Here is a 20,678-nt window from a genome sequence, read left to right on the forward strand (position 1 = left end):
CATTCAGTCGATGTCGGCCGTTCTCTCGGCGGCATCCCGCTCGGCTGCATCGACGCGAACCGACGGGTGTCGGCGACCGGGCGCCCAGACCCCGAGGAGGAGCGCGGAGGCGAACAACACTCCGGCCAGGACGACTGAGGCCTCGTCCATTCCCTTCAGGAATGCGTCGCGCGCGAACGTCGCCAGCTGCTCTCCCTGTGGGCCGGCCAATTCCGCGACGTGCAGTGCCGCAGCCAGTGAGCCGGAGACCGGTTCCTTCGCTTGTTCGGGAAGTGCGTCGACCGCCGGCTGGACGTTCCGGCTGTAGCCGGTGGCGAGGATGCTGCCTGCCAGGGCCACTCCGATGGCCGACCCGATCTCCCGGGCGGCGTCGTTGACTGCAGAGGCGACGCCCTGCTTGGCGTCTGGAGTGTTTTGGACGATCGCAGCGGTGGCAGGTGCGGTGCACAGCCCGATGCCCAAGGCGGCGACGATGAGGGGGAAGGACACGTCCAGATAGCTCGAATCCGCATCCAGGCGAACCAGCAGGAAGATTCCCGCGCCGAGGATGGCGGTGCCGGCCGCCAGGAGTGGCCGGAGCCCGACGTGCGGGACGACCAGCGGCATGACGGCAGACATCACGACGACCGGCACCGCAATGGGAGCGAGCGCCAGCGCGGACTGCAGGGGCGAGTAGTCCAGCACCAACTGCAGGTACTGGATCGCCAGGAAGAAGAGCCCGAGGGTGGCGAGAAACTGCAGGAGCAGTGACATCGACCCCGACCCGAAGGCGCGATTGCCGAACAACCGCACGTCGAGAAGGGGATGTTGTCGGCGGAGTTCCACCCAGGCGAAGACGCCGGCGGCGACGAGTCCGCCGACGAGCAGAATCAGGACGACAGGATCCAGCCAGCCCCGATGCGGGGCCTCGATGGTGCCGAAGACGAACATGCCTACGGCGGTCACGATCAATGCGGTGCCGGGCAGGTCGAGCGGAGAATGGCTCGCGTCCCTGGACGAGGGAATGGTGAAGCTGACGAGCAGGATGAGCCCGGACACCACCGCGAGGCTGACGAAGATCGCCATCCACGACCACTTTTCGAGAAGTGCGCCGGACACCAGCATTCCGGCGATGGCACCCGAACCGGCCACGCCGGACCAGATGCCCACGGCCCGCCCGCGCTGCGACGGCGGAAAACCCGCTGTGAGCAGCGACAGCGTCGCGGGCATCACAAAGGCTGCCCCCACTCCGGCAGCGACTCGCGATCCGATGATCCACTCGGGCGCGTCGTTGATGAGGGGCACCGCGGTGGCGGCGCCGAAAACGAGCAGTCCCACCATGAGGAGTTCACGGCGGCCGTACCGATCCCCGAGCGCGCCTGCGGGCAGGAGTAGGGCCGCGAGCGTCAGGGTATAGCCGTCAACGATCCAGGTGAGCTGACTCTGGGTGGCCCCGGTGTCGCGTGCCAGGTCCGGCAATGCCGTGTTCAGCGCCGCCATCGCTGCGACGACGAGCGCGACGGCGCAGCAGGAAACCACCAGCATCCATATCTGCCGGAACGTCCATCCAGTCGTGTCCGGTTGGTCGGCCTGTGCCTGTGGTGCCTCGTTGCGAGGATGCACGGTGGTCCTCCCGATAGGAAATGAGACTGTCAGTATCGTTGGTAGACTGTTAGTTCACAAGTGGTGACCACGGCGAGAACGGCGGCGCAGATGACCGAGCAGGATCCCCGCAAGCAGCGTTCCCGCGCGAGGCTTCTCGACGCAGCGACGACCTTGCTCGCCAAGGGCGGTACGGAAGCCGTCACCATCGATGCCGTGACCGCACTGGCGAAAGTGGCGCGTGCCACGCTGTACCGGCATTTCGGCAACGGCACAGAATTGGTGGCCGCTGCATTCGGACGACTCATTCCACCCGCTCCGACCGTGTCCGAGGAGGGCGATCTCCGGGACCAGCTGGTCGAGTTGATGGTCAGGCAGGCCACCCTGATCGAGAGCGCGCCGATGCACGTCACCGCGATGTGCTGGCTGGGAATGGGCCCCGCGCTGGAGGACTATTCCAGTGCCGCTGCGCTGGAGTCCGACAAGCCGGAACTGCGCACGCTGAGGCAGACGATCGTGGAACAGTACCGGGCGGCGTTCGACCGGATCTTCGGGACGCCGGAGGCCGCCGAGCAGCTCGGTGAGTTCGACTACGACCTCGCGCTCGCGCAACTGGTCGGCCCACTCGTCTTCACCCGCCTCGCGACGCTGACCCCGCTGGGTCGGGAGGCATGCGAACGGATAGTCGACGACTTCCTGGCCGCGCGGGCCGCGCAGATCGAGACCGCGCGGGCCGCGCAGGTCGCGTCGCGGCCGTCGCCGGTGATTGCCGAGGTTCCGCCAGCTCAGGCTCTGTGACGTCGACAGCTCGGGACCGCCTCGTTACCGTGGCACCTGCGCCCGGCACCCAATTGCCGGTCGTGTCGACAAGATGATGTGGGAAGGGCTTTCTCGATGATCACTGAAGCACTCAACTGGATCCTCGGTGCGTGGGGCGGGGTAGCCGCAGGAAGCAGTGGATACTCCATTCCGCCGGGAACCCTGCCCTTCGGAAGCTGACACCAGAGAATTAGCCTTCGCGGTCTCGTCGCAGCACGTACTGCTCGAGCCGCCGTATGCCCCGGACCCGTCGTGGTCGTAGCTGCTTGAGATAGCAGCCGGGGGTGTCGGCCAGTGCGCCGGCGAGCTCGTCGTCGATCAGCACCGTGCCGGGACGTGCCGAACTTGTCAGTCTCGCCGCGGTGTTGACGACGGAGCCGTAGAGATCCCCGAATCGTACGAGAGCGGGTCCCATCGCGAGGCCCACCCGGAGATTCGGGTCGCCCTCGTCGGGGAGTACCTGTTCCTGAAGAGTGAAGGCGATGGCGGCGGCGTCGGCCGGCGACTCGACCGCGAACATCACCTCGTCGCCCACGGTTTTCACCACCCAGCCGTGGTGTCCGCTGATCACGGACGCCGAAGCCGACTCGAACCGTTCCAGCAGGTCGGCGAGATCCCGCGCGCCCAATTGGCGGGTGAGCGAGGTGTACCCGACGATATCCGCGAAGCCGACGACCAAAGTGCGGCTCGCCACTTCCTCGCCCGGGTTGCCGACGTTGCGGCCCGTCGTGGACGCGATGTGCCGTCGCCACACGTAAGCCTGCAGTGACTCGACCGCGGGGAGGATGTCGGCGGTCAGTTCGCGCACCTGCCGCCGGATCGCTTCCGGGTCACTATCGGTGGAGCCGGCGAGCTGTTCGATGATGTGGGTGCTGATCAGCGACACCTGCCACTCGGCCAGCCTGGACATCGATTGGCCGAGCGCACGGGCAGCCGCCACTTCGCGGTCCGGCGAGATGATCCCTCGATCGACGAGAGACGCGATGGTGCGCAGGGCTTCGATGTCTCCCTCGGTGAACATCACCCCTTGAGGGTCGGTGTCCACTGCGTAACCCATGGACACCCACAGTCGGTCGGCCCGTTCGACCGATACTCCCGCGAACTCGGCGATCTCCAGCCGGGTGTATCGCCGAGGGCCACCGAGCAGCGACTCCTCCAGGTCGGCCTGGATGTCGCGGAGCAGGCTCGGCTCGACCTCCGGAACCGTCTCCGTCTCGTCGTCATTGGTGTCCGCGACCACTGCTGTCCTCTCGCGCGCTCATCCCTTGCCTTCGATCTGCTCTCAATCTGCCATTGTGCGGGCCTGCCCGGTGCGGAAACGTCGGTGGTGTGTGCGAGAGTTGCTGGGCTCACGAGCCCGTTCGCGAGATCACCCCAGAAAGGACAGCGCCATGCCGCCCCGTAGACGTTCCGGTGCAGCCGCCACACCGGATCACCTGACAGCGGAGAATCTCGAGACCCTCGCTGCCGCGATCGCGGAGGGCAGACGCGCCACCGTGTATCTCCGCGAGGCGATGCCGAGTCTTCGTCTCGAAGCAGGCGCGTCGGCGAGAGCTCTTTCGGTGCAGGGTAATACGGTGATGATTCGGCCCAAGGGTGTCGACGACGAGCTTCCGTTCGAAGCGGAGGAGCTCATGATGAAACGCCTTCCGGCTCCGAAGACCGCAGCCGCGATCGCACCCGCAAAGCCCGTTGTCCACCAGGAGATCGAGCCCGGTCCGCCCGCCGCCGCCAAGGCTCCGGCGCCGAGCACCGTGTCGGCGACCGAGCCCGTCGCTGCCGCACCGAAACCCGCCGCGACGCCCGCGAAACGGACAACGAAGAAAGCCCCCGCCGGCGTGAGCGTCACCATCCACGCCGGAGCGGACAACGACTGGAGTGTCACCGTCGCGCACGGGGCCAAACGTCCGGGTAAGGCCGTCCCCGTCTCGCCGGAGGCCGTGGAGCGGGCCGTGCGCGAACTGGGCGAGGAGACGGCGATCGAGGCCGTCGAGTCGATCATCGTTGCGGCGCGCAACCTCGCCGCGGCGCGGGTCGAGGAGCTGAGCAGGCAACTCGAGGACGCCCGGAAGGCGCTGGAGGCGCTCGGCGCCGGGGAGTGAGCTGTGGCGCTCGGCGCCGGGGAGTGAGCTGTGGCGCTCGGCGCCGGGGAGTGAGCTGGCTGGCGGCCGCGATTCTCCGTCGCATTCCCCCACGCGCGCAATGGGCGGGGTGGGATTCTTATGGGGAGACACGCGGCCGTCGGGGCTCATTTTCCGGGAAGGTTCGAACGATGTTGAAACGATTCGCGGCGGTTGTTGCAGCCACGGTGGGAATTCTGGGTTTTCTAGGCAGTGGTATCGCGACGGCCGTGCCCCCGGCGGTCCTCGGGGGTGGGTCGGGGATCGTGGTGAATGACGAGTTGGTGTGCACGCTCACCACGATCGGGAATGACAGCGGCGGTCGCCTGGTCGGTGTGACGGCGGGCCATTGTGGTGATGTCGGTTCCACCGTGGTCTCCGAAGCTGCGTTGGACACCGGAGTGGTGGGCACGTTCGTGAAGTCGAACCCGGCGCTCGACTATGCGGTGATCCAGTTCGATCGGGGGAAGGTGGTGCCGGTCAACCGGGTCGGCAATGTCACCATCACCCAGATCGGTGCCCCGGCCAGCTTCCCGCAGGTCGCATGCAAGGAAGGACGAACCACCGGCAACACCTGCGGAATCGTGTACGGCGACCTGATGCAAACCCAGGAGACGTGGACGCAGGCGTGCGTGGTGGAGGGCGATTCCGGTGCACCGCTGGTCGTCGGTACCACCCTCGTTGCCATGGTGAATGCGTATCTGGCTGCCCCGTGCATCGGCCCGGAGATCGGAACCAACATGTCGGTGATCGTCGGCGACATGAATGCGAGCGGCGGTCCGGGCGCAGGCTTCCGGCCCATTTAGGCGCCTTTGGCGCTCGTGAGTGGTTAACGAGTCTCTGGACTCGTCAACCACTCACGGGCGCGGAGCGCCTAGCCGCAGACAGCGCCGCCGGAAGCGGAGCCGACCAGCTTGGTGTACTTGGCCAGAACGCCACGCGTATAGCGCGGCGGGAGCGGCTCCCACCCGTTCTTCCGAGCGGTGAGTTCGTCTTCATCGACGAGCAGGTCCAGCGTTCCGGTGCCCACATCGAGCCGAATCTGATCGCCGTCGCGAACGAAGGCGATGGGCCCGGCGTCGACTGCCTCGGGTGCGACGTGGCCGACGCACAGGCCGGTGGTGCCGCCGGAGAAGCGGCCGTCGGTGAGGAGCAGCACGTCCTTGCCGAGGCCGGCGCCCTTGATCGCGGCGGTGATGGCCAGCATCTCCCGCATTCCGGGACCGCCCTTGGGTCCCTCGTAGCGGATGACGACCACGTCACCACTGGTGATGGTGCCGTCCTCGAGGGCGTCCATGGCGGCTCGCTCGCGGTCGAAGACGCGGGCAGTGCCGGTGAACACGTCGGAGTCGAAACCCGCCGACTTCACCACGGCACCCCCGGGTGCGAGTGACCCCTTCAGGATCGTGATGCCACCGGTCGGGTGGATCGGTGAACTCATCGCGCGGAGCACCTTGCCGTCCGGGTCCGGAGGCGCGATGTCCGCGAGGTTCTCCGCCATGGTCTTGCCGGTGACCGTCAGGCAGTCGCCGTGGAGGAGTCCGGCGTCGAGGAGTGCCTTCATGACGACGGGAACACCACCGATGTGGTCGACATCCGTCATGACGTGCGAGCCGAACGGTTTGACATCCGCCAGGTGCGGGACACGCGCTCCGACCCGACTGAAGTCGTCGAGGGTCAGTTCGACCCCGGCTTCGTGAGCGATGGCGAGGAGGTGCAGGACGGCGTTGGTGGATCCACCGAACGCCATGACGACGGCGATCGCGTTCTCGAATGCCTCTCTGGTGAGGATGTCGCTGGTGGTGATGCCCCGGCGAAGCAGTTCGACCACCGCTTCGCCGCTGCGCCGGGCGAAGCCGTCGCGGCGGCGGTCCGTCGCCGGGGGAGCGGCGCTGCCGGGAAGGGACATACCCAGTGCTTCCGCGGCACTGGCCATGGTGTTGGCGGTATACATTCCGCCGCAAGCACCTTCGCCGGGACAGATGGCGCGCTCGATGGTGTCGACATCCTCCCGACTCATCAGTCCGCGGGAGCAGGCGCCGACTGCTTCGAACGCGTCGATGATGGTGACCTGTCGTTCGCTGCCGTCGGACAGTTTCGCGATACCGGGCAGGATGGAACCGGCGTAGAGGAAGACGCTGGCCAGGTCGAGCCGTGCGGCGGCCATCAGCATCCCGGGCAGCGATTTGTCGCACCCGGCGAGGAGGACCGAACCGTCGAGGCGCTCGGCCTGCATGACCGTTTCGACGCTGTCGGCGATCACCTCGCGCGACACCAAGGAGAAGTGCATGCCTTCGTGCCCCATGGAGATCCCGTCGGAGACGGAGATGGTGCCGAACTCGAGCGGGTATCCACCGCCGGAATGAACCCCGTCCTTCACCGACTTCGCGAGGCGGTCGAGCGAGAGATTGCAGGGGGTGATTTCGTTCCACGACGATGCGACGCCGATCTGCGATTTCCCCCAGTCGTCGTCGCCCATGCCCACCGCGCGGAGCATTCCGCGGGCTGCGGTCTTCTCCAGTCCGTCGGTGACGTCGCGGCTGCGGGGTTTCGGATCCGAGATTGTCATGAGTCACAGCCTAGGCGTGCGCCGACAGCCCGGTCGCCCGAATCCGGTGGCAGGCCGGAGCTACCCGACCCGCATATCGATCAGCCCGATCCCAGAGGGTGCACGGTGCAACGCAGTCGGTAAAGATGGTCGGCATGAGTAACTCCCTCCCCACCGTGCAACTGTCCGACGGGCTGACCGTGAGTGCGCAGGGATACGGCGCCATGTCCGTCGCCCCGGTGTACGGACCCGTGGATCCCGGTGAAGCCCTCGCGACCCTGCACCATGCAATCGACATCGGTGTGACGTTCATCGATACGGCCGACGTGTACGGCGGAGGTGCCAGTGAGGTGGCGGTGGGCGAGGTCCTGAGGGAGCGCCGCGACGAAGTGCAACTGGCCACCAAGTTCGGTCTCGTGGGCAACATCGCCAACGGTCAGCGCGGCATCAACGGCAAGCCCGAGTACGTGGCGCAGGCGCTCGAGGCTTCGCTGGCCCGGCTCGGTGTCGACCACGTCGACCTCTACTACCTGCACCGCGTCGACCCGACCGTGCCGATCGAGGAGACCGTCGGGGCTATCGCCGAACAGGTCGCCGCAGGCAAGGTCCGGCACATCGGACTGTCCGAGGCCACCGGGGACGAACTGCGGCGAGCGTCGGGAGTGCACCCTATCGCCGCGATCCAGAGCGAGTGGAGCATCTGGAGCCGCGACGTGGAACGGCACGTCGTCCCTGCAGCGGCAGAGCTCGGCATCGGATTCGTCCCGTACTCGCCGGTCGGGCGCGGCTTCCTCACCGGCACCTACGACCCGACCGCCCTGGGCGAGCACGACCTGCGCCGGCGCTTCCCGCGCTTCGGTGACGACGCACTGACCGCGAACTCGAAGGTGCTCGATGTGATTCGCGAGGTGGCCGCCGAACTCGAGGCGACCCCCGCCCAGGTGTCGTTGGCGTGGCTCGACGCGAAAGGACGCGCATTCGGGCTGCCGACGGTGTCCATTCCCGGGACCCGGTTCGCTGCCCGCGTCACCGAGAATGCCGGTGCGCTCGCGCTGACGCTCACCGACGACCAGATCGCCCGTCTCGACCTGCTCGCCGATCTCACCGTCGGCCACCGCTCGGCCGATCCCCAGTGGGTGTCCTTCGGGCGGGAGTAGCGCAACCGGCGGGTAACGGTCGCCGGGGAGTAGTTTGATCTGCGATGGGCAGAGTGTGGTTGGTGTGGGGTGTCGGGGTCATCGCCTATATCGTCGCCGTCCTCCACCGCACCTCGTTCGGTGTTTCGGGTCTCGCTGCGACCGAACGGTTTTCGATCAGTCCGAGCGTGCTCTCCGGCTTCGTCGTACTGCAGATCGTGGTGTACGCGGGAATGCAGATTCCGGCGGGAGTACTCCTCGACCGGTACGGTTCGCGGCGCATGATCGCGTCCGGCGCCCTCATCATGGCGTCGGCGCAGATGCTTCTCGCGGTCACCGAATCGCTGCCGATCGCCATCGCCGCGCGGGTGCTCGTCGGGATCGGTGACGCGATGACGTTCATTTCGGTGCTGCGTCTGGTGCCGCAATGGTTTGCGCCGCGACGCGTCCCGCTGGTGTCCCAGCTGACCGGCATCTTCGGGCAGATCGGCCAGATCCTGTCGGCATTGCCGTTGATGCTGTTGCTCAACGGTCCCGGATGGAACTTCGCCTACGGCAGCGCCGCCTCACTGGGGTTGCTGTCGTTCGTGCTGGCCGTCTCGGTGATCCGGAATTCGCCGCCCGGCCTCGAGGTAGTGGCCGCGCCCGCGGGACTGCGGGAGGTGGGGCGGCAGATCAGAACCGTGTGGGCGCGTCCCGGCACTCGGCTCGGTTTCTTCACGCACATGGGCACGCAGTTCTCGATGACCACGTTCGCGCTGCTGTGGGGGGTGCCGTACCTGCGGTCTGCGCAGGGTCTATCAGCGGCGGAGGCGGGCTCGCTGCTCACCCTGTCGGTGATCTCGGCGATCGTCGCGGGACCGATCATCGGCGTCCTCAGTGGACGTTTCCCCATGCGCCGGTCATACCTCGTGTTGTCGATCATGATCAGCAACGCCGCGATGTGGACGGCGGTCCTCGCTCTTTCGGAGCCCGCGCCGATGTGGATGCTGGTCCTGCTCGTGGTGGTGGTCTCGGTGGGCGGTCCCGGTTCGATGATCGGGTTCGACTACGCCCGCATGTTCAACCCGAGCACGAGCATGGGTACCGCACAGGGGATGGTCAACATCGGCGGCTTCCTCGCTTCGTTGCTGGTCATTCAGGCGATGGGGCTGATCCTCGACGCGATGGGCGGGTACTCGTTCGCGGCGTTCCGCGTGGCCTGGCTGGTGCAGTACCCGGTCTGGGCGGTCGCGATCATCGGTGTGCTGGTGACCCGCGGCAAGACCCGCAGGCAGATGGGACTGGTGTTGCGACCCATCCGGCAGGTGTGGCGGGAGCGCGGTCGACGCTGAAGCCTAGTTACACTCTTACATGATGTGTAACACTATAACGCATGAGCAATGAGCGATCGGATGATCAGGCCGTCATGACGGCACCCCCGATGCAGTGGGATGCCTGGGGTGCGCCGGAGAAGCGGAAGGTTCTCTCCGACGGGATCAAAGCGCTGCTGCAGCAGGCGCTGGGGGTGTCGATCACCGAGGCTCCGGAGCGGGACCCGGACGACGTCGTCCTCGCGCCGAGCGCCCTGTCCGAGAAGGACCAGGCTGCCCTGGCGACCATCGTCGGGGAGCGGTTCTGCAGTACCGCGCACACCGATCGCCTTCTGCGTGCCGGCGGAAAAAGCACTCTCGACCTGCTGCGTCGTCGCAGCTCGGAACCACAGGATGCGCCAGACGCAGTGATCACCCCGGGAACCGACGACGAGGTGGGTGAAGTGCTGCGCTACTGCACGGACAACGCGGTCGCCGTGGTGCCGTTCGGGGGCGGCACGAGCGTCGTGGGCGGTCTCGATCCGGTGCGCGACCGATACGCCGCCGTCGTGTCGCTCGATCTGCGGAGGTTCGACACCCTACTCGACCTCGATGCCGAGTCCGGTGTCGCGACACTGGGCGCCGGTGTGACGGGACCGCATGCCGAAGAGCTGTTGGGGGTGCACGGCTTGTCGCTGGGGCACTTCCCGCAGAGCTTCCGGTTCGCCACCATCGGCGGCTTCGCGGCGACCCGGTCCTCGGGGCAGGCGTCCGCCGGCTACGGGCGGTTCGAGGACATGGTGGAGGGGCTGCGCGTCGTCACTCCTGCCGGGATTCTCGACACGGGTCGGGCGCCGGCGTCCGCTGCGGGACCGGACCTGGGGGAGTTGTTCGTTGGCTCGGAGGGAACTCTCGGCGTGATCACCCGGGTGCGCGTGCGGGTGCATGCCGTTCCCGAGTCGACCGTCCGTGAGGGCTGGAACTTCCCCGACTTCGACACGGGCGCCGCCGCCCTGCGCGCCCTGCGGCAGGAGGGCGCTGTTCCCACCGTGCTGCGACTGTCGGACGAGGCCGAAACCGGTGTGAATCTGGCGACCACGGACAAGATCGGTGACGAGGCCGTCGCCGGTGGCTGCCTGGCGATCACCACGTTCGAAGGCACCGCCGCGCACACCGCCGAGCGGGTGGCCGAGGCTCGCGCGGTGCTGCGGGCGCACGGTGGCACGTCATTGGGGGCGGATCCCGGGAACAGCTGGGAGCACGGACGTTTCGATGCACCGTATCTACGCGACTCCCTGCTCGACGCCGGTGCACTCTGCGAAACCCTCGAAACCTCCACGCACTGGGGCAATCTCGCCGCGCTCCGTGCTGCGGTCACGGCGGCGCTCACCTCGGCGCTGTCCGAGCAGGGCACTCCACCGCTCGTCCTGTGCCACATCTCCCACACGTATCCGACGGGGGCCTCGTTGTACTTCACCGTGGTCTGCGCTCAGGCGGCGGACCCACTCGAACAGTGGCGACAAGCGAAAACCGCTGCGGGTGACGCGATCGTCGCCGCCGGCGGGACCATCACGCATCACCACGCGGTCGGCGTCGACCACCGCCCGTGGATGCGGAAGGAGATCGGCGACCTCGGGGTCACCATCCTGCGGGCCATCAAGGATACCGTGGACCCGGCCGGAATCCTCAACCCCGGAAAGTTGATTCCGTGAGCACGACGAAGACCGTCGAGCGGGTCACGGTCCTGATCAACCCGCTGGCCGGGCACGGCCACGCCCCGGTTGCCGGACGTAAGGGCGTGGCGCGGCTGCGTGAACGCGGTGTGACGGTCACCGAGATCATCGGGACCGACGCCGAGCATGCGCGCACGCTCGCCCGCCGGGCCATCGATGACGGCACCGATGCACTGGTCGTCGTCGGTGGGGACGGTGCGATCAGCATCGGCTTGCAGGCCGCGGCCCGGTCGGGAACACCGATCGGACTGATCCCCGCAGGCACCGGAAACGATCATGCGCGCGAGTTCGGGGTTCCCGTCGGCGATCCGGTCGCGGCGGCCGATGTGATCGCGGACGGTGAGGTCCAGGAGTCGGATCTCGCCCGGATCACGCTCACGGATGGGGCGGTCGTCTGGGCGGGCACGGTGGTGGCGAGCGGTTTCGATTCGCTCGTCACCGATCGGGCCAATCGGATGACGTGGCCCAAGGGGCCGATGCGGTACAACCTGGCCATGCTGGCGGAGCTCACGCGGCTTCGTCCCCTGGACTATTCGATCGAACTGGACGATGCCACCGTGCAGGTGGACGCCACGTTGGTTGCGGTGGGCAACGGCCGATCCTATGGCGGTGGAATGCAGATCTGCCCCCGAGCGAACAAGGCCGACGGCCTTCTCGACGTCACCGTGGTGGGATACGGATCACGGGCGCGACTGGTCCGGTTGTTCCCCAGGGTCTACAAGGGCACCCATGTCGATCTTCCCGAAGTGCAGACCTACCGTTCGCGGACGGTGCGGTTGCGGTGCGACGGCATCACGGCCTACGCGGACGGTGACCGCGTCGGTCCGCTCCCGGTAACGATCGAGGCCGTGCCCGGCGCGCTACACATCCTCAGCCACACCCCGGTCTGAGTCCGTCATCCCACGGAGCCGATCCATCTCCCGACGTTCGCGTTTGGTCGGCCGGCCGGCCCCGCGGTCGCGTCGGGGAAGAGAGGCGAGAACCTCGAGAGGAGGAGGTGGCGGTGTGTTGTCGGTGTAGCACTCCGCGGCGATGACAGCACCGACTCGCTTGGCGATGGGGCGGGTCACTTCCACGATGCGCTCGATTCCGGCGGCGCGAATACGGACCTCGTCGCCCACCTTTACCGGCTGCGCAGGCTTGGCCGGGGAGCCGTTGACCCGCACGTGCCCCGACCGGCACGCCGCAGCTGCCGCCGAGCGCGTCTTGAACAGCCGGACCGCCCAGGTCCAGCTGTCGACGCGCACGCTCGCGGGGTCGGTACCGGAAATCACCACGCGAACAGGATACGAGAGGTCGGACATCGATAAGCGGAGGCCCTCATTCCACAACTGGTACCTGCGAGCGCAGGGCAAGGCCGGACCGCGGGTCATTCCGGACCAGTACCGGACCGGATAGTGGTCGGTTGTACCGCGGGGCCGGTGACGTCGCAATGTGGTTGGCAGGCAACGGAATCTGGGGGAACCTGTGCCGGCGCCGCCGGCGTGCGGATGAGGGCGGCTGCGATGATCACGCCGACGACGAGCATGGCGACGCACAGGTACATCGCGATCCGGAAGCCCTGCGAGAAGCTGTCGGGTTCGGCCAGGCTGGCAGCGTCGATCCCGGCGAGGCCCGGCAGCGCGGCCACGGCGAGTAGCTGGCTGGTGCGCGCCACGGCGTTGTTGACCCCGGACGCGATACCGGCCTGTTCGACGGGAACCGACCCGAGAACCGCGGTGGTCAGCGGGGCGACGATGGCCGACAGTCCGAGTCCGAACACGATCACGCCGGGCAGGACGTCGGACCAGTACGACGCCTCGGACCCGATCCGTGTCATGAGGAGTAGGCCAATGGCCGCGAGCGCGGGGCCGACCGTCATCGGCAGTCGGGGACCGTGCTTCTGCGAATAGCGACCGGCGCGGGAGGAGAGGGCCAGCATTGCGAGGGTGATCGGCATGGTGGCAAGGCCGGCGGCGACCGGCGAATAACCCGCCACTAGCTGAAGCTGCATCACCAACAGGAAGAAGACCCCACCGATAGCCGCGTATACGGCGAAAGTCACCAGGTTCGCTGCCACGAACATGCGGGACCTGAAAAGCGCGGGCGGCACGAGGGCATCGGGGGATCGGCGTTCCACCACGACGAATGCGGTGAGCGCCACGGCCCCGCCCACACCGGCGATCGGATTCATTTCGATCAGCCCGTAGGTGAGGGCGCCCAGCCCGAGCACCGCGAACGCCGACCCGAGGACATCCAGATGATCCGGCGGATGAGGGTCGCGGCTTTCGGGTATGTGGCGAATAGACGCCCAGATGACCACGGCGGCCAGGGGAACGTTCAGGAAGAAAACGGATCGCCACCCCGCCACTTCCACCAGCCACCCGCCGAGCAACGGCCCGATCGCCCCGGCTACCCCGCCGAGTCCGGACCACAGTCCGATCGCCGCACCGCGGTCGTCCTCGTGCAGGGACGCCGAAATCAAGGCGAGACTTCCCGGAGTCAGCAGCGCGGCTCCGATTCCCTGAAGAATGCGGGCGACCACCAGGAAGGTGATGTCGGGCGCGAGGCCGCACAGCACCGACGCCACGGTGAACCATACTGTCCCCCAGACGAAGACACGTCTACGGCCCCAGCGGTCGCCGAGAGCCCCACCCAGCAGAATCAGGGACGCCAACGCCAGGGTGTAACCACTGAGGGTCCACTGCAAACCCTCGACACCCGACCCGAGATCCTCGCCGATGTGCGGCAACGCGATATTCACCACCGTGCCGTCCAGAAGGGCAAGGCCGGAGCCGAGGACGGTGGCGACGACAACCCAACGGCCCTGTCGTGTGTTCAATCGGAGAGCCGCCGCCATGTCAGGCTCCGGCCGGAATGCCCGGAGCGTCGTCGGGAGCGAGATACGCGCCGATTTTCCGGAACAGAATATCGGCCTCGTTCTTGTACGCACCGGTGTCGTCGAACGCGGCTTGGTCGTAGGTGACGGCCACGGCGATCGCTATCTTCTTCGACGGCAAGTACGCCTCGGCCGCCGCGTATCCGCTGAAGAGGGGATTCTGCATCAACCAGTTGCCGACGATGGGCTGCCCGAGCCCGTAGGTGTAGTCGTCCGATTGCGGGAAGCATGTGGGACAGCCGGGCAGGGTGGTCGTCTTGCCCCGCAGGTCCGTCGAGGTCATGGCCTCGTACGACTCGCGGGAGAGGAGTGTGCCTGTGCCGATTGCTATCGCAGTGTCGTGGAGGTCGTAGATGTTCGAGGTCTGGATGGCGCCGTGGGTGATCGTCCACGACGGGTTCCAGAATGTCGATTCCTCGTAGAACGAGGTGCCGGGTGGAATCTGTAGTGCCTCCCGTCGCTCGGACGAGAACGCGTGCAGGACCGGTTCGGTGATCGCCGCCGTCCCCGGATCCGTGGTGTTGTCCAGGCCGAGTGGTCCGAGCACCTTGTCCTGCATGAGCGTCGTCATCGGCTGACCGGTGATCTTCTCGAGCGCCAACCCGAGAATGACGTAATTGGTGTGGGCGTAGTTCCAGTTGGTTCCGGGCTCGTAGAGCAGTGGCTTGGAGGTGGAGTAGGCCAGGAGTTCTTCGGGGGTCCAATTATGGAAGGGGTCGGCGTAGATTGCCTTGTCGAAGTCGGTGTTGCCGAGCACGTAATCGACGTAGCCCGAGGTCATCTGGGCGAGCTGACGGAGCGTCACGCGGTCGGTATGGGGAATGTCGGGCAGCCACGTCGACACCTTGTCGTCGAGGCTCACCTTTTTCTCGTCGACGAGTTGGAGCAGCAGCGTGGACACGTACGAGATGGCTACCGCGCCGTTGCGGAAGTGCATGTCGGTGGTGGCCGGCACTCCCGTCATGGACTCGCCGACGGCCTCGGTGACGATTTCCTTGCCGTCCACCGTGACACGAACGATCACCGCCCGTAGGTGGGCTTGCGCCATCGCGTCGCGCACGATCGTCATCACCCCGGCCGCCTGCGCCGGATCTGCGGATTCCGTTCCGGACGCGGCTGCGCTCGCCGAGGTGGCCGGGCCCGACGCCGGATCGGTGGTCGTGCACGCAGCTCCCAGAGCGAGGACGCACGCCAACAGGAAAGCCCGCCGATGAAGTGCCATGAACCAGCTTGGCACTATCGGGCAGGTCGGCGCTGGAGATAGGCGATCGCCAGCCCGCACGCCACCACCGCGACCACCGGAGCCACGGTCGACATTCCGTCCCACGCGCTCGGTTCGAACGCGGAATCGCCTCCCTTCAGGGGCGCATAGGCGGTCCAACCGAAATCGGCTGTCAAGGGAATCGCGAACGCCGCCGGTCCAGCCAGCGACGTGGTCACCACGGGGGCGCTCGACGGCAGGCTCGCCGTCAGGGTGAACGCGGCGGCGGTCGGCAGCAGAAGCACCACGGCACCGGTGTGCAGATTGTCCCAGGGCGCCGTGTCGAAGACCGCCGACACCGCCACGAGGGCGAGCGCCGCGATGCCGAACAAGGGTTGGGGCAGTATCCGGCCGAGTGCCGCGCCGAACGCCACGAGTGCGGCGGGAACGAGTAACCACAGCCACGAATCCGTGAACCAGGCCGTCTGCGCGCCCTCACTCGCCGCGATGAACGCCGTCGCCGCGAGAAGCACTGTTCCGGTGCGGTTCTCCAACCACACTGCCGCGGCGATGACGACCGGAACCAGAGCGACCCCGAGTATCCACCGATCCTGCACTGCGGGGCCGGTACCCAGCGCATCGATCGCCCGGACGAGCTGCCAGTACAGGAGCAGTCCGAGCACCGACAGGACCAATCCGACCACCAGCGGCCTGGTGGGGCGGTCGGGCGAGGACTCCGACGACGCGTCGAAGTCGCCGGACTGCAGCGCGACCATGACCACGATCGCGGTCACGGCGAGGAACGCCAGGGCAAGCAGATCCGTGTTGTGCGGCGGCTCGAGTAGGTAGTCCGCATACCTCGTGGGCACAGCGGTGGAGTGCCGGTACTGGTCGAGTGGTCCTGCCAGGAGCAACCCGCCGACCACGCCCGCCGCGAGGGCGGTCTGGAGTCGGGCGCGGTCGCTCGCGCCGGACAGACCCGCCAATCCGCCCAGCAGAAGTCCCACACCGATCCCGTTGGTGTACAGCACGACCGGTGAAGACCCGACCACCGGGCCGATCGCCAGAAGCGTCAGGCCGGACACTGCCGACATCGCCAGGCCGAGTCGGGCGCGCAGGCGTGCAGCCACCACCACGGCGACGAGCGCGCCGAGGACTGCGCCGACGACGCCGCTGGTGTACAGCGTCCCGTCGTGGGAGCCCACGATCACGAACGCGTATTCGGTGGGCATCGGCGAGGTCGACGCCACGCCGACGGCGAACCCACCCAGCACCATGCCGACGTGTGCGGCCCGGATTGTCATGGAACGAGCATCGCGCACACCCGCCGGGTTGAAGAGATCGACGCGCAGGGGAAGGGTGGACCGTGTCTTCGTGCGTCCTGGGTCGGGAAGGTGGTCCGTGGTCATCGACAACGACGTCTACAACCGTCGAGGCGAGTCGTGGTGGGAGGAGGACAACCCACTGAACTTGCTGCACGGCAGCCTCACGCCAGGACGTTTCGCATACTTCCGCACGGTGCTCACCGAGCATCTGGGGTCCGACTATCGCGGCCTCTGCGCGCTCGACGTCGGCTCCGGCGGCGGATTCCTCGCCGAGGAGTTCACCCACATCGGTTTCCGGGTGGTCGGGGTCGACCCGTCGGAGGTGTCGATCGCTACGGCGCGCAGGCACGCCACCGACGCCGCCCTGGATATCGAGTACCGCATCGGTGCCGGGGAGAAATTGCCGGTGCCCGACGCCTCGTTCGACGTCGTCTACTGCTGCGATGTCCTCGAACACGTCTCCGATCTCGACGGCGTGATCGCCGAGACGGCCAGGGCGCTGAAGCCGGATGGTCTGTATTTGTTCGACACCATCAACCGGACCTTCGTCAGCAAACTGGTTGCCATCAAGATCATGCAGGAATGGCGTATGACCAGAATGTTCGATACACCCATCCACGACTGGTCCATGTGCGTGCGGCCGCAGGAACTGGAATCCGTGATGGAGCGGCACGGGCTGCGACTCGGAGAGGTCGTCGGACTCGGGCCGCGGTCGAAAAATCCACTGCGCCTCCTCGACCTCGCCCGGGCAGGCGGGCGAACACTGAGCTACGGGGAGCTGAGCCGGCGACTCGACTTCGGGCAGGTGCGCAGCACCGCCATCTCCTACATGGGGTACGCGGTCAAGAACGGCGAAAGCCCGCCGCGACGTCGCGACGGGCTCCCGCAGACGCGGAACTAGCTGTAGTCGTAGAAACCCTTGCCGCTCTTCTTGCCCAGGTGTCCCGCATCGACCTTGCGCTTGAGCAGCGTCGGCGGGGCGTAGTGGGGCTCGGCGAACTCGGCATACAGCGACTCCGCCGCGGCCAGCGTGATGTCGAGGCCGACGGTGTCGATGAGGGTCAGCGGACCCATCGGGTAGCCGCAGCCGCCCTTCATCGCCTCGTCGATATCCTCGGCGGTGGCGTAGCCCGACTCGAGCATGCGGACCGCCGACGTGAGATACGGGATGAGGAGCGCATTGACGATGAATCCCGCGCGATCGCCGGCACGCACCGTCTTCTTGCGCAGGGTGTTCTTGACGTAGTCGGTGACTACGGTGACGGTCTCCTCGGAGGTGACCAGGCTGACCACGATCTCGACCAGCGGCATCACCGGAACCGGGTTGAAGAAGTGGATACCGACGACCTGTCCGGGGCGCTGAGTGGCGTTGGCCATCTTGATCAGCGGAATGGACGACGTGTTCGACGCCAGGATGCCGGACGGCTTCACGATCTTGTCGAGCTTCTGGAAGATGTCGACCTTGAGCGACTCGATCTCCGGTGCGGCCTCGATCACGAGGTCGCGGTCCGCGAAGTCGTCGATGTCGAGGGTGACGCGCACGCGGGCGAGGGCGGCGTCCGCGGCGTCCTGGTCGAGCTTGCCCGCCTTCACCGCTCGGGCCAGCGATTTCTCGATCCGGCCCTGCGCGGCCTCGGCGTACTCCTGCTTGGTTTCGAGGATCAGCACCGAGCTACCGGCCTTGATACATACCTCGGCGATGCCGGCGCCCATGGTGCCACCGCCGATCACTCCTACTAGTTCCACGATTCTCCTTAGTCATGCCCGTGAGTGGTTAGCGAGTCCAGAGACTCGCTAACCACTCACGGGCGGCGTAGCCGCCTACTTCAACAGGGCACGCGACATGACGACGCGCTGGATCTGGTTGGTGCCTTCGTAAATCTGGGTGATCTTCGCATCCCGCATCATGCGTTCGACAGGGAAGTCCGTGGTGTAGCCGGCTCCACCGAACAGCTGGACTGCGTCCGTGGTGACCTCCATGGCGACGTCCGACGCAAAGCACTTGGCGGCGGCGGAGATGAAACCGAGGTTCTTCTCGCCACGCTCCGCGCGGGCGGCGGAGGTGTACACCATGAGGCGCGCGGCCTCGACCTTCATCGCCATGTCGGCGAGCATGAACTGCACGGCCTGGAAGTCGCTGATCGACTTGCCGAACTGTTTGCGGTCCTTGGTGTACGCGATCGCCGCGTCGAGAGCGCCTTGCGCGAGGCCGACGGCCTGCGCGCCGATGGTCGGCCGGGTGTGGTCGAGGGTCTGCAGCGCCGTCTTGAAGCCGGTGCCGGGCTCGCCGATGATGCGGTCTCCGGGGATCTTGCAGTTCTCGAAGTACAGCTCCGCGGTGGGTGAGCCCTTGATGCCGAGCTTCTTCTCCTTGGGGCCGACGACGAAGCCCTCGTCGTCCTTGTGCACCATGAACGCGGAGATGCCGTTGGCACCCTTGTCGGCGTCGGTGACGGCCATGACGGTGTACCAGCTCGACTTGCCGCCGTTGGTGATCCAGCACTTGGACCCGTTGAGGATCCAGTCGTCACCCTCCTGCTTCGCGCGGGTGCGCATGCTCGCCGCGTCCGATCCGGCTTCGCGCTCGGAGAGTGCGTACGAGGCCATCGCCTCACCGGAAGCCAGCTGCGGCAGCACCTGCTGCTTGAGTTCCTCGGAGCCGTTGAGGATCAGGCCCATGGTGCCCAGTTTGTTCACTGCAGGGATCAGGGAGGAGGAGCCGCAGACGCGGGCGACCTCTTCGATCACGATGCAGGTGGCGACCGAGTCGGCGCCCTGGCCGTCGTACTGCTCCGGAACGTGAATGGCGTTGAATCCCGAGTTCACGAGAGCGGTGAGCGCTTCCTCGGGGAACCGCGAGTCCTCGTCCACTTCCTTCGCGTATGGCGCGATCTCCTTCTCGGAGAGCGCGCGGATCGCGGACCGCAGTTCGTCGTGCTCTTCTGCGAGCTTGAACAGATCGAAGTCCGGATTTCCGGCCATGTTGGCGCTCCTTGTCGATTGCAACGGCATCGAACTCGAGCGGCACTCCGTGCCAGGCCTACCTTCGGCCACGCGTGCCACAATGTTCGTCGTCGGGCATAGTACTGCTAGTACCGTGCAGTCAACCACGGCACTGAGTGCCAGTCAAGAGTGACGGGCGCCTCAGGGATGACGCTGCGACAACTGCGCCGCGATGCCATCCGTAATTGTGTCCACCGGGGTCCCCGGCGGATACGACACGACAACAACCGCATTCTGTTCCCGCGACGGTGCGCCCGCGGCGACCCCGAACGTCCGCCGAACGTCGAGCAGGGCGCGCTCCAGCGCATCGGCGGTGGCCGCCGGGTCACCCTTGATCATGTTCCGCAGGAGATGGTTGTGGCACGCGGTGACGGCGGCCGCGAACCCGATCACCTTCAACACCGGCTCGGTAGGGACCACGTTCCGGAGGTAGTCGACGAACAGTCGCTCGTACCGCACGCCGGTCACGATCTCACGGTCGCGCAGCGCCGGGACGCGCTGCACCACCCGGTACCGGCGCTCGGACAGTTCCCGGTTCTCCTGAAACCGGTCGAACACCAGGCAGGCGGTGCTGCAGACCGCCGCCCACGGGTCGTCGGATTCCGACGTCAGGTAGTCGCCCGCCTGCTGGAGCAACGATTCGTGGTCGGCGAAGATCACGTCTTCCTTGGAGCGGAACTGACGGAAGAAGGTGCGGCGGGACACGCCCGCGGCCGTCGCGATCTGCTCGACGGTCGTGGCCTCGTAGCCGTTCTCGGCGAAGAGACGAATGGCCTGGGTGACGACATGGACCCGGAAGTCCGCCGCATCGATCCCTGGGGTGTCGAGTCGCTCGGGCATGGCCTCAGTATCCATCGGTGCCGAACCTGCCGTTTCCTGGACGCCGGTGCTCCGCGGGGCGGATACTCGTAAATAGTGTGTCCGTCCTGGTGAGGGCGGGGCGAGGTCGAGTTCGAGTGTGCCCTGGACTACGTGAGGTACCCATTCCGGAGACGGGAGAAGAGCGCCGGCTCCCGCCTCCCTCTGTCTCGGCAGACTCACC

The 20,678-nt window shown here is 66.8% G+C and carries 18 protein-coding genes; 8 read left to right on the plus strand and 10 right to left on the minus strand.

Features of this window, described 5'->3' with window-relative positions:
* Positions 1 to 3: 3 nt before the first annotated feature.
* Positions 4 to 1,524, minus strand: a complete 1,521-nt coding sequence (locus R4P95_RS29365; protein WP_213577654.1) for an MFS transporter — start codon at positions 1,522 to 1,524, stop codon at positions 4 to 6.
* A gap of 168 nt (positions 1,525 to 1,692) precedes the next feature.
* Between R4P95_RS29365 and R4P95_RS29370 the strand changes: the two genes are divergently transcribed.
* On the plus strand, positions 1,693 to 2,379 hold the full coding sequence (locus tag R4P95_RS29370; protein ID WP_317747330.1) for a TetR/AcrR family transcriptional regulator: 687 nt from the start codon (positions 1,693 to 1,695) through the stop codon (positions 2,377 to 2,379).
* Between the two features lie 211 nt (positions 2,380 to 2,590).
* On the opposite strand, the gene R4P95_RS29375 is transcribed toward R4P95_RS29370, so the two are convergent.
* Positions 2,591 to 3,640, minus strand: a complete 1,050-nt coding sequence (locus R4P95_RS29375) for an adenylate/guanylate cyclase domain-containing protein (RefSeq protein WP_213576300.1) — start codon at positions 3,638 to 3,640, stop codon at positions 2,591 to 2,593.
* A gap of 151 nt (positions 3,641 to 3,791) precedes the next feature.
* Between R4P95_RS29375 and R4P95_RS29380 the strand changes: the two genes are divergently transcribed.
* Together R4P95_RS29380 and R4P95_RS29385 are read left to right on the plus strand one after the other, a co-directional pair.
* A complete protein-coding gene (locus R4P95_RS29380; protein ID WP_213576301.1) occupies positions 3,792 to 4,502 on the plus strand; it encodes a DUF6319 family protein in 711 nt (236 codons plus the stop codon).
* Between the two features lie 170 nt (positions 4,503 to 4,672).
* Positions 4,673 to 5,326: a S1 family peptidase gene (locus tag R4P95_RS29385; protein WP_213576302.1), complete on the plus strand. Its 654-nt coding sequence runs from the start codon at positions 4,673 to 4,675 to the stop codon at positions 5,324 to 5,326.
* Between the two features lie 68 nt (positions 5,327 to 5,394).
* On the opposite strand, the gene ilvD is transcribed toward R4P95_RS29385, so the two are convergent.
* Positions 5,395 to 7,089 (minus strand): dihydroxy-acid dehydratase, encoded by a 1,695-nt coding sequence (gene ilvD, locus R4P95_RS29390; protein ID WP_317747329.1) that lies wholly within the window; start codon positions 7,087 to 7,089, stop codon positions 5,395 to 5,397.
* A gap of 125 nt (positions 7,090 to 7,214) precedes the next feature.
* Here ilvD and R4P95_RS29395 point away from each other — a divergent pair, with 125 nt between their 5' ends.
* The 4 genes from R4P95_RS29395 to R4P95_RS29410 all read left to right on the plus strand — a co-directional run bounded on the left by R4P95_RS29395 (position 7,215) and on the right by R4P95_RS29410 (position 12,119).
* Positions 7,215 to 8,225: an aldo/keto reductase gene (locus R4P95_RS29395; RefSeq protein WP_397517772.1), complete on the plus strand. Its 1,011-nt coding sequence runs from the start codon at positions 7,215 to 7,217 to the stop codon at positions 8,223 to 8,225.
* Between the two features lie 44 nt (positions 8,226 to 8,269).
* Positions 8,270 to 9,538, plus strand: a complete 1,269-nt coding sequence (locus tag R4P95_RS29400; protein ID WP_317747327.1) for an MFS transporter — start codon at positions 8,270 to 8,272, stop codon at positions 9,536 to 9,538.
* An 89-nt stretch (positions 9,539 to 9,627) separates the two neighbouring features.
* Positions 9,628 to 11,208 carry an FAD-binding oxidoreductase gene (locus R4P95_RS29405; RefSeq protein WP_317747361.1) on the plus strand — a complete coding sequence of 527 codons (1,581 nt, stop codon included), beginning with the start codon at positions 9,628 to 9,630 and terminating at the stop codon, positions 11,206 to 11,208.
* On the plus strand, positions 11,205 to 12,119 hold the full coding sequence (locus tag R4P95_RS29410; protein ID WP_213576305.1) for a diacylglycerol kinase: 915 nt from the start codon (positions 11,205 to 11,207) through the stop codon (positions 12,117 to 12,119). Before R4P95_RS29405 ends, R4P95_RS29410 begins: the two co-directional genes overlap by 4 nt.
* Here the strand turns inward: R4P95_RS29410 and R4P95_RS29415 are convergent.
* From R4P95_RS29415 to R4P95_RS29430, 4 genes are all read right to left on the minus strand, one after another.
* Positions 12,090 to 12,533 carry an RNA-binding S4 domain-containing protein gene (locus R4P95_RS29415; protein ID WP_317747326.1) on the minus strand — a complete coding sequence of 148 codons (444 nt, stop codon included), beginning with the start codon at positions 12,531 to 12,533 and terminating at the stop codon, positions 12,090 to 12,092. The two genes, R4P95_RS29410 and R4P95_RS29415, sit on opposite strands and share 30 nt — an antisense overlap.
* A 65-nt stretch (positions 12,534 to 12,598) precedes the next feature.
* Positions 12,599 to 14,068 (minus strand): MFS transporter, encoded by a 1,470-nt coding sequence (locus tag R4P95_RS29420; RefSeq protein ID WP_317747325.1) that lies wholly within the window; start codon positions 14,066 to 14,068, stop codon positions 12,599 to 12,601.
* A 1-nt stretch (position 14,069) separates the two neighbouring features.
* A complete protein-coding gene (locus R4P95_RS29425; protein ID WP_317747324.1) occupies positions 14,070 to 15,329 on the minus strand; it encodes a serine hydrolase domain-containing protein in 1,260 nt (419 codons plus the stop codon).
* Between the two features lie 14 nt (positions 15,330 to 15,343).
* Positions 15,344 to 16,717: a hypothetical protein gene (locus tag R4P95_RS29430; RefSeq protein ID WP_317747323.1), complete on the minus strand. Its 1,374-nt coding sequence runs from the start codon at positions 16,715 to 16,717 to the stop codon at positions 15,344 to 15,346.
* On the opposite strand from R4P95_RS29430, the gene ubiG reads away from it, so the two are divergent.
* On the plus strand, positions 16,710 to 17,534 hold the full coding sequence (ubiG, locus tag R4P95_RS29435; protein ID WP_317747322.1) for a bifunctional 2-polyprenyl-6-hydroxyphenol methylase/3-demethylubiquinol 3-O-methyltransferase UbiG: 825 nt from the start codon (positions 16,710 to 16,712) through the stop codon (positions 17,532 to 17,534). The two genes, R4P95_RS29430 and ubiG, sit on opposite strands and share 8 nt — an antisense overlap.
* Here the strand turns inward: ubiG and R4P95_RS29440 are convergent.
* The 3 genes from R4P95_RS29440 to R4P95_RS29450 all read right to left on the minus strand — a co-directional run bounded on the left by R4P95_RS29440 (position 17,531) and on the right by R4P95_RS29450 (position 20,476).
* Complete coding sequence (locus tag R4P95_RS29440; protein WP_109333464.1) at positions 17,531 to 18,379, minus strand: 3-hydroxybutyryl-CoA dehydrogenase; 849 nt, start codon at positions 18,377 to 18,379, stop codon at positions 17,531 to 17,533. The genes ubiG and R4P95_RS29440 overlap by 4 nt on opposite strands.
* Before the next feature lie 75 nt (positions 18,380 to 18,454).
* Complete coding sequence (locus R4P95_RS29445) at positions 18,455 to 19,615, minus strand: acyl-CoA dehydrogenase (protein ID WP_109333462.1); 1,161 nt, start codon at positions 19,613 to 19,615, stop codon at positions 18,455 to 18,457.
* A gap of 162 nt (positions 19,616 to 19,777) precedes the next feature.
* Positions 19,778 to 20,476: a TetR family transcriptional regulator gene (locus R4P95_RS29450; RefSeq protein ID WP_213576311.1), complete on the minus strand. Its 699-nt coding sequence runs from the start codon at positions 20,474 to 20,476 to the stop codon at positions 19,778 to 19,780.
* Between the last annotated feature and the right edge of the window lie 202 nt (positions 20,477 to 20,678).

The organism is Rhodococcus sp. IEGM 27, from assembly GCF_033142305.1.
GTDB classification, from domain to species: domain Bacteria; phylum Actinomycetota; class Actinomycetes; order Mycobacteriales; family Mycobacteriaceae; genus Rhodococcus_F; species Rhodococcus_F oxybenzonivorans.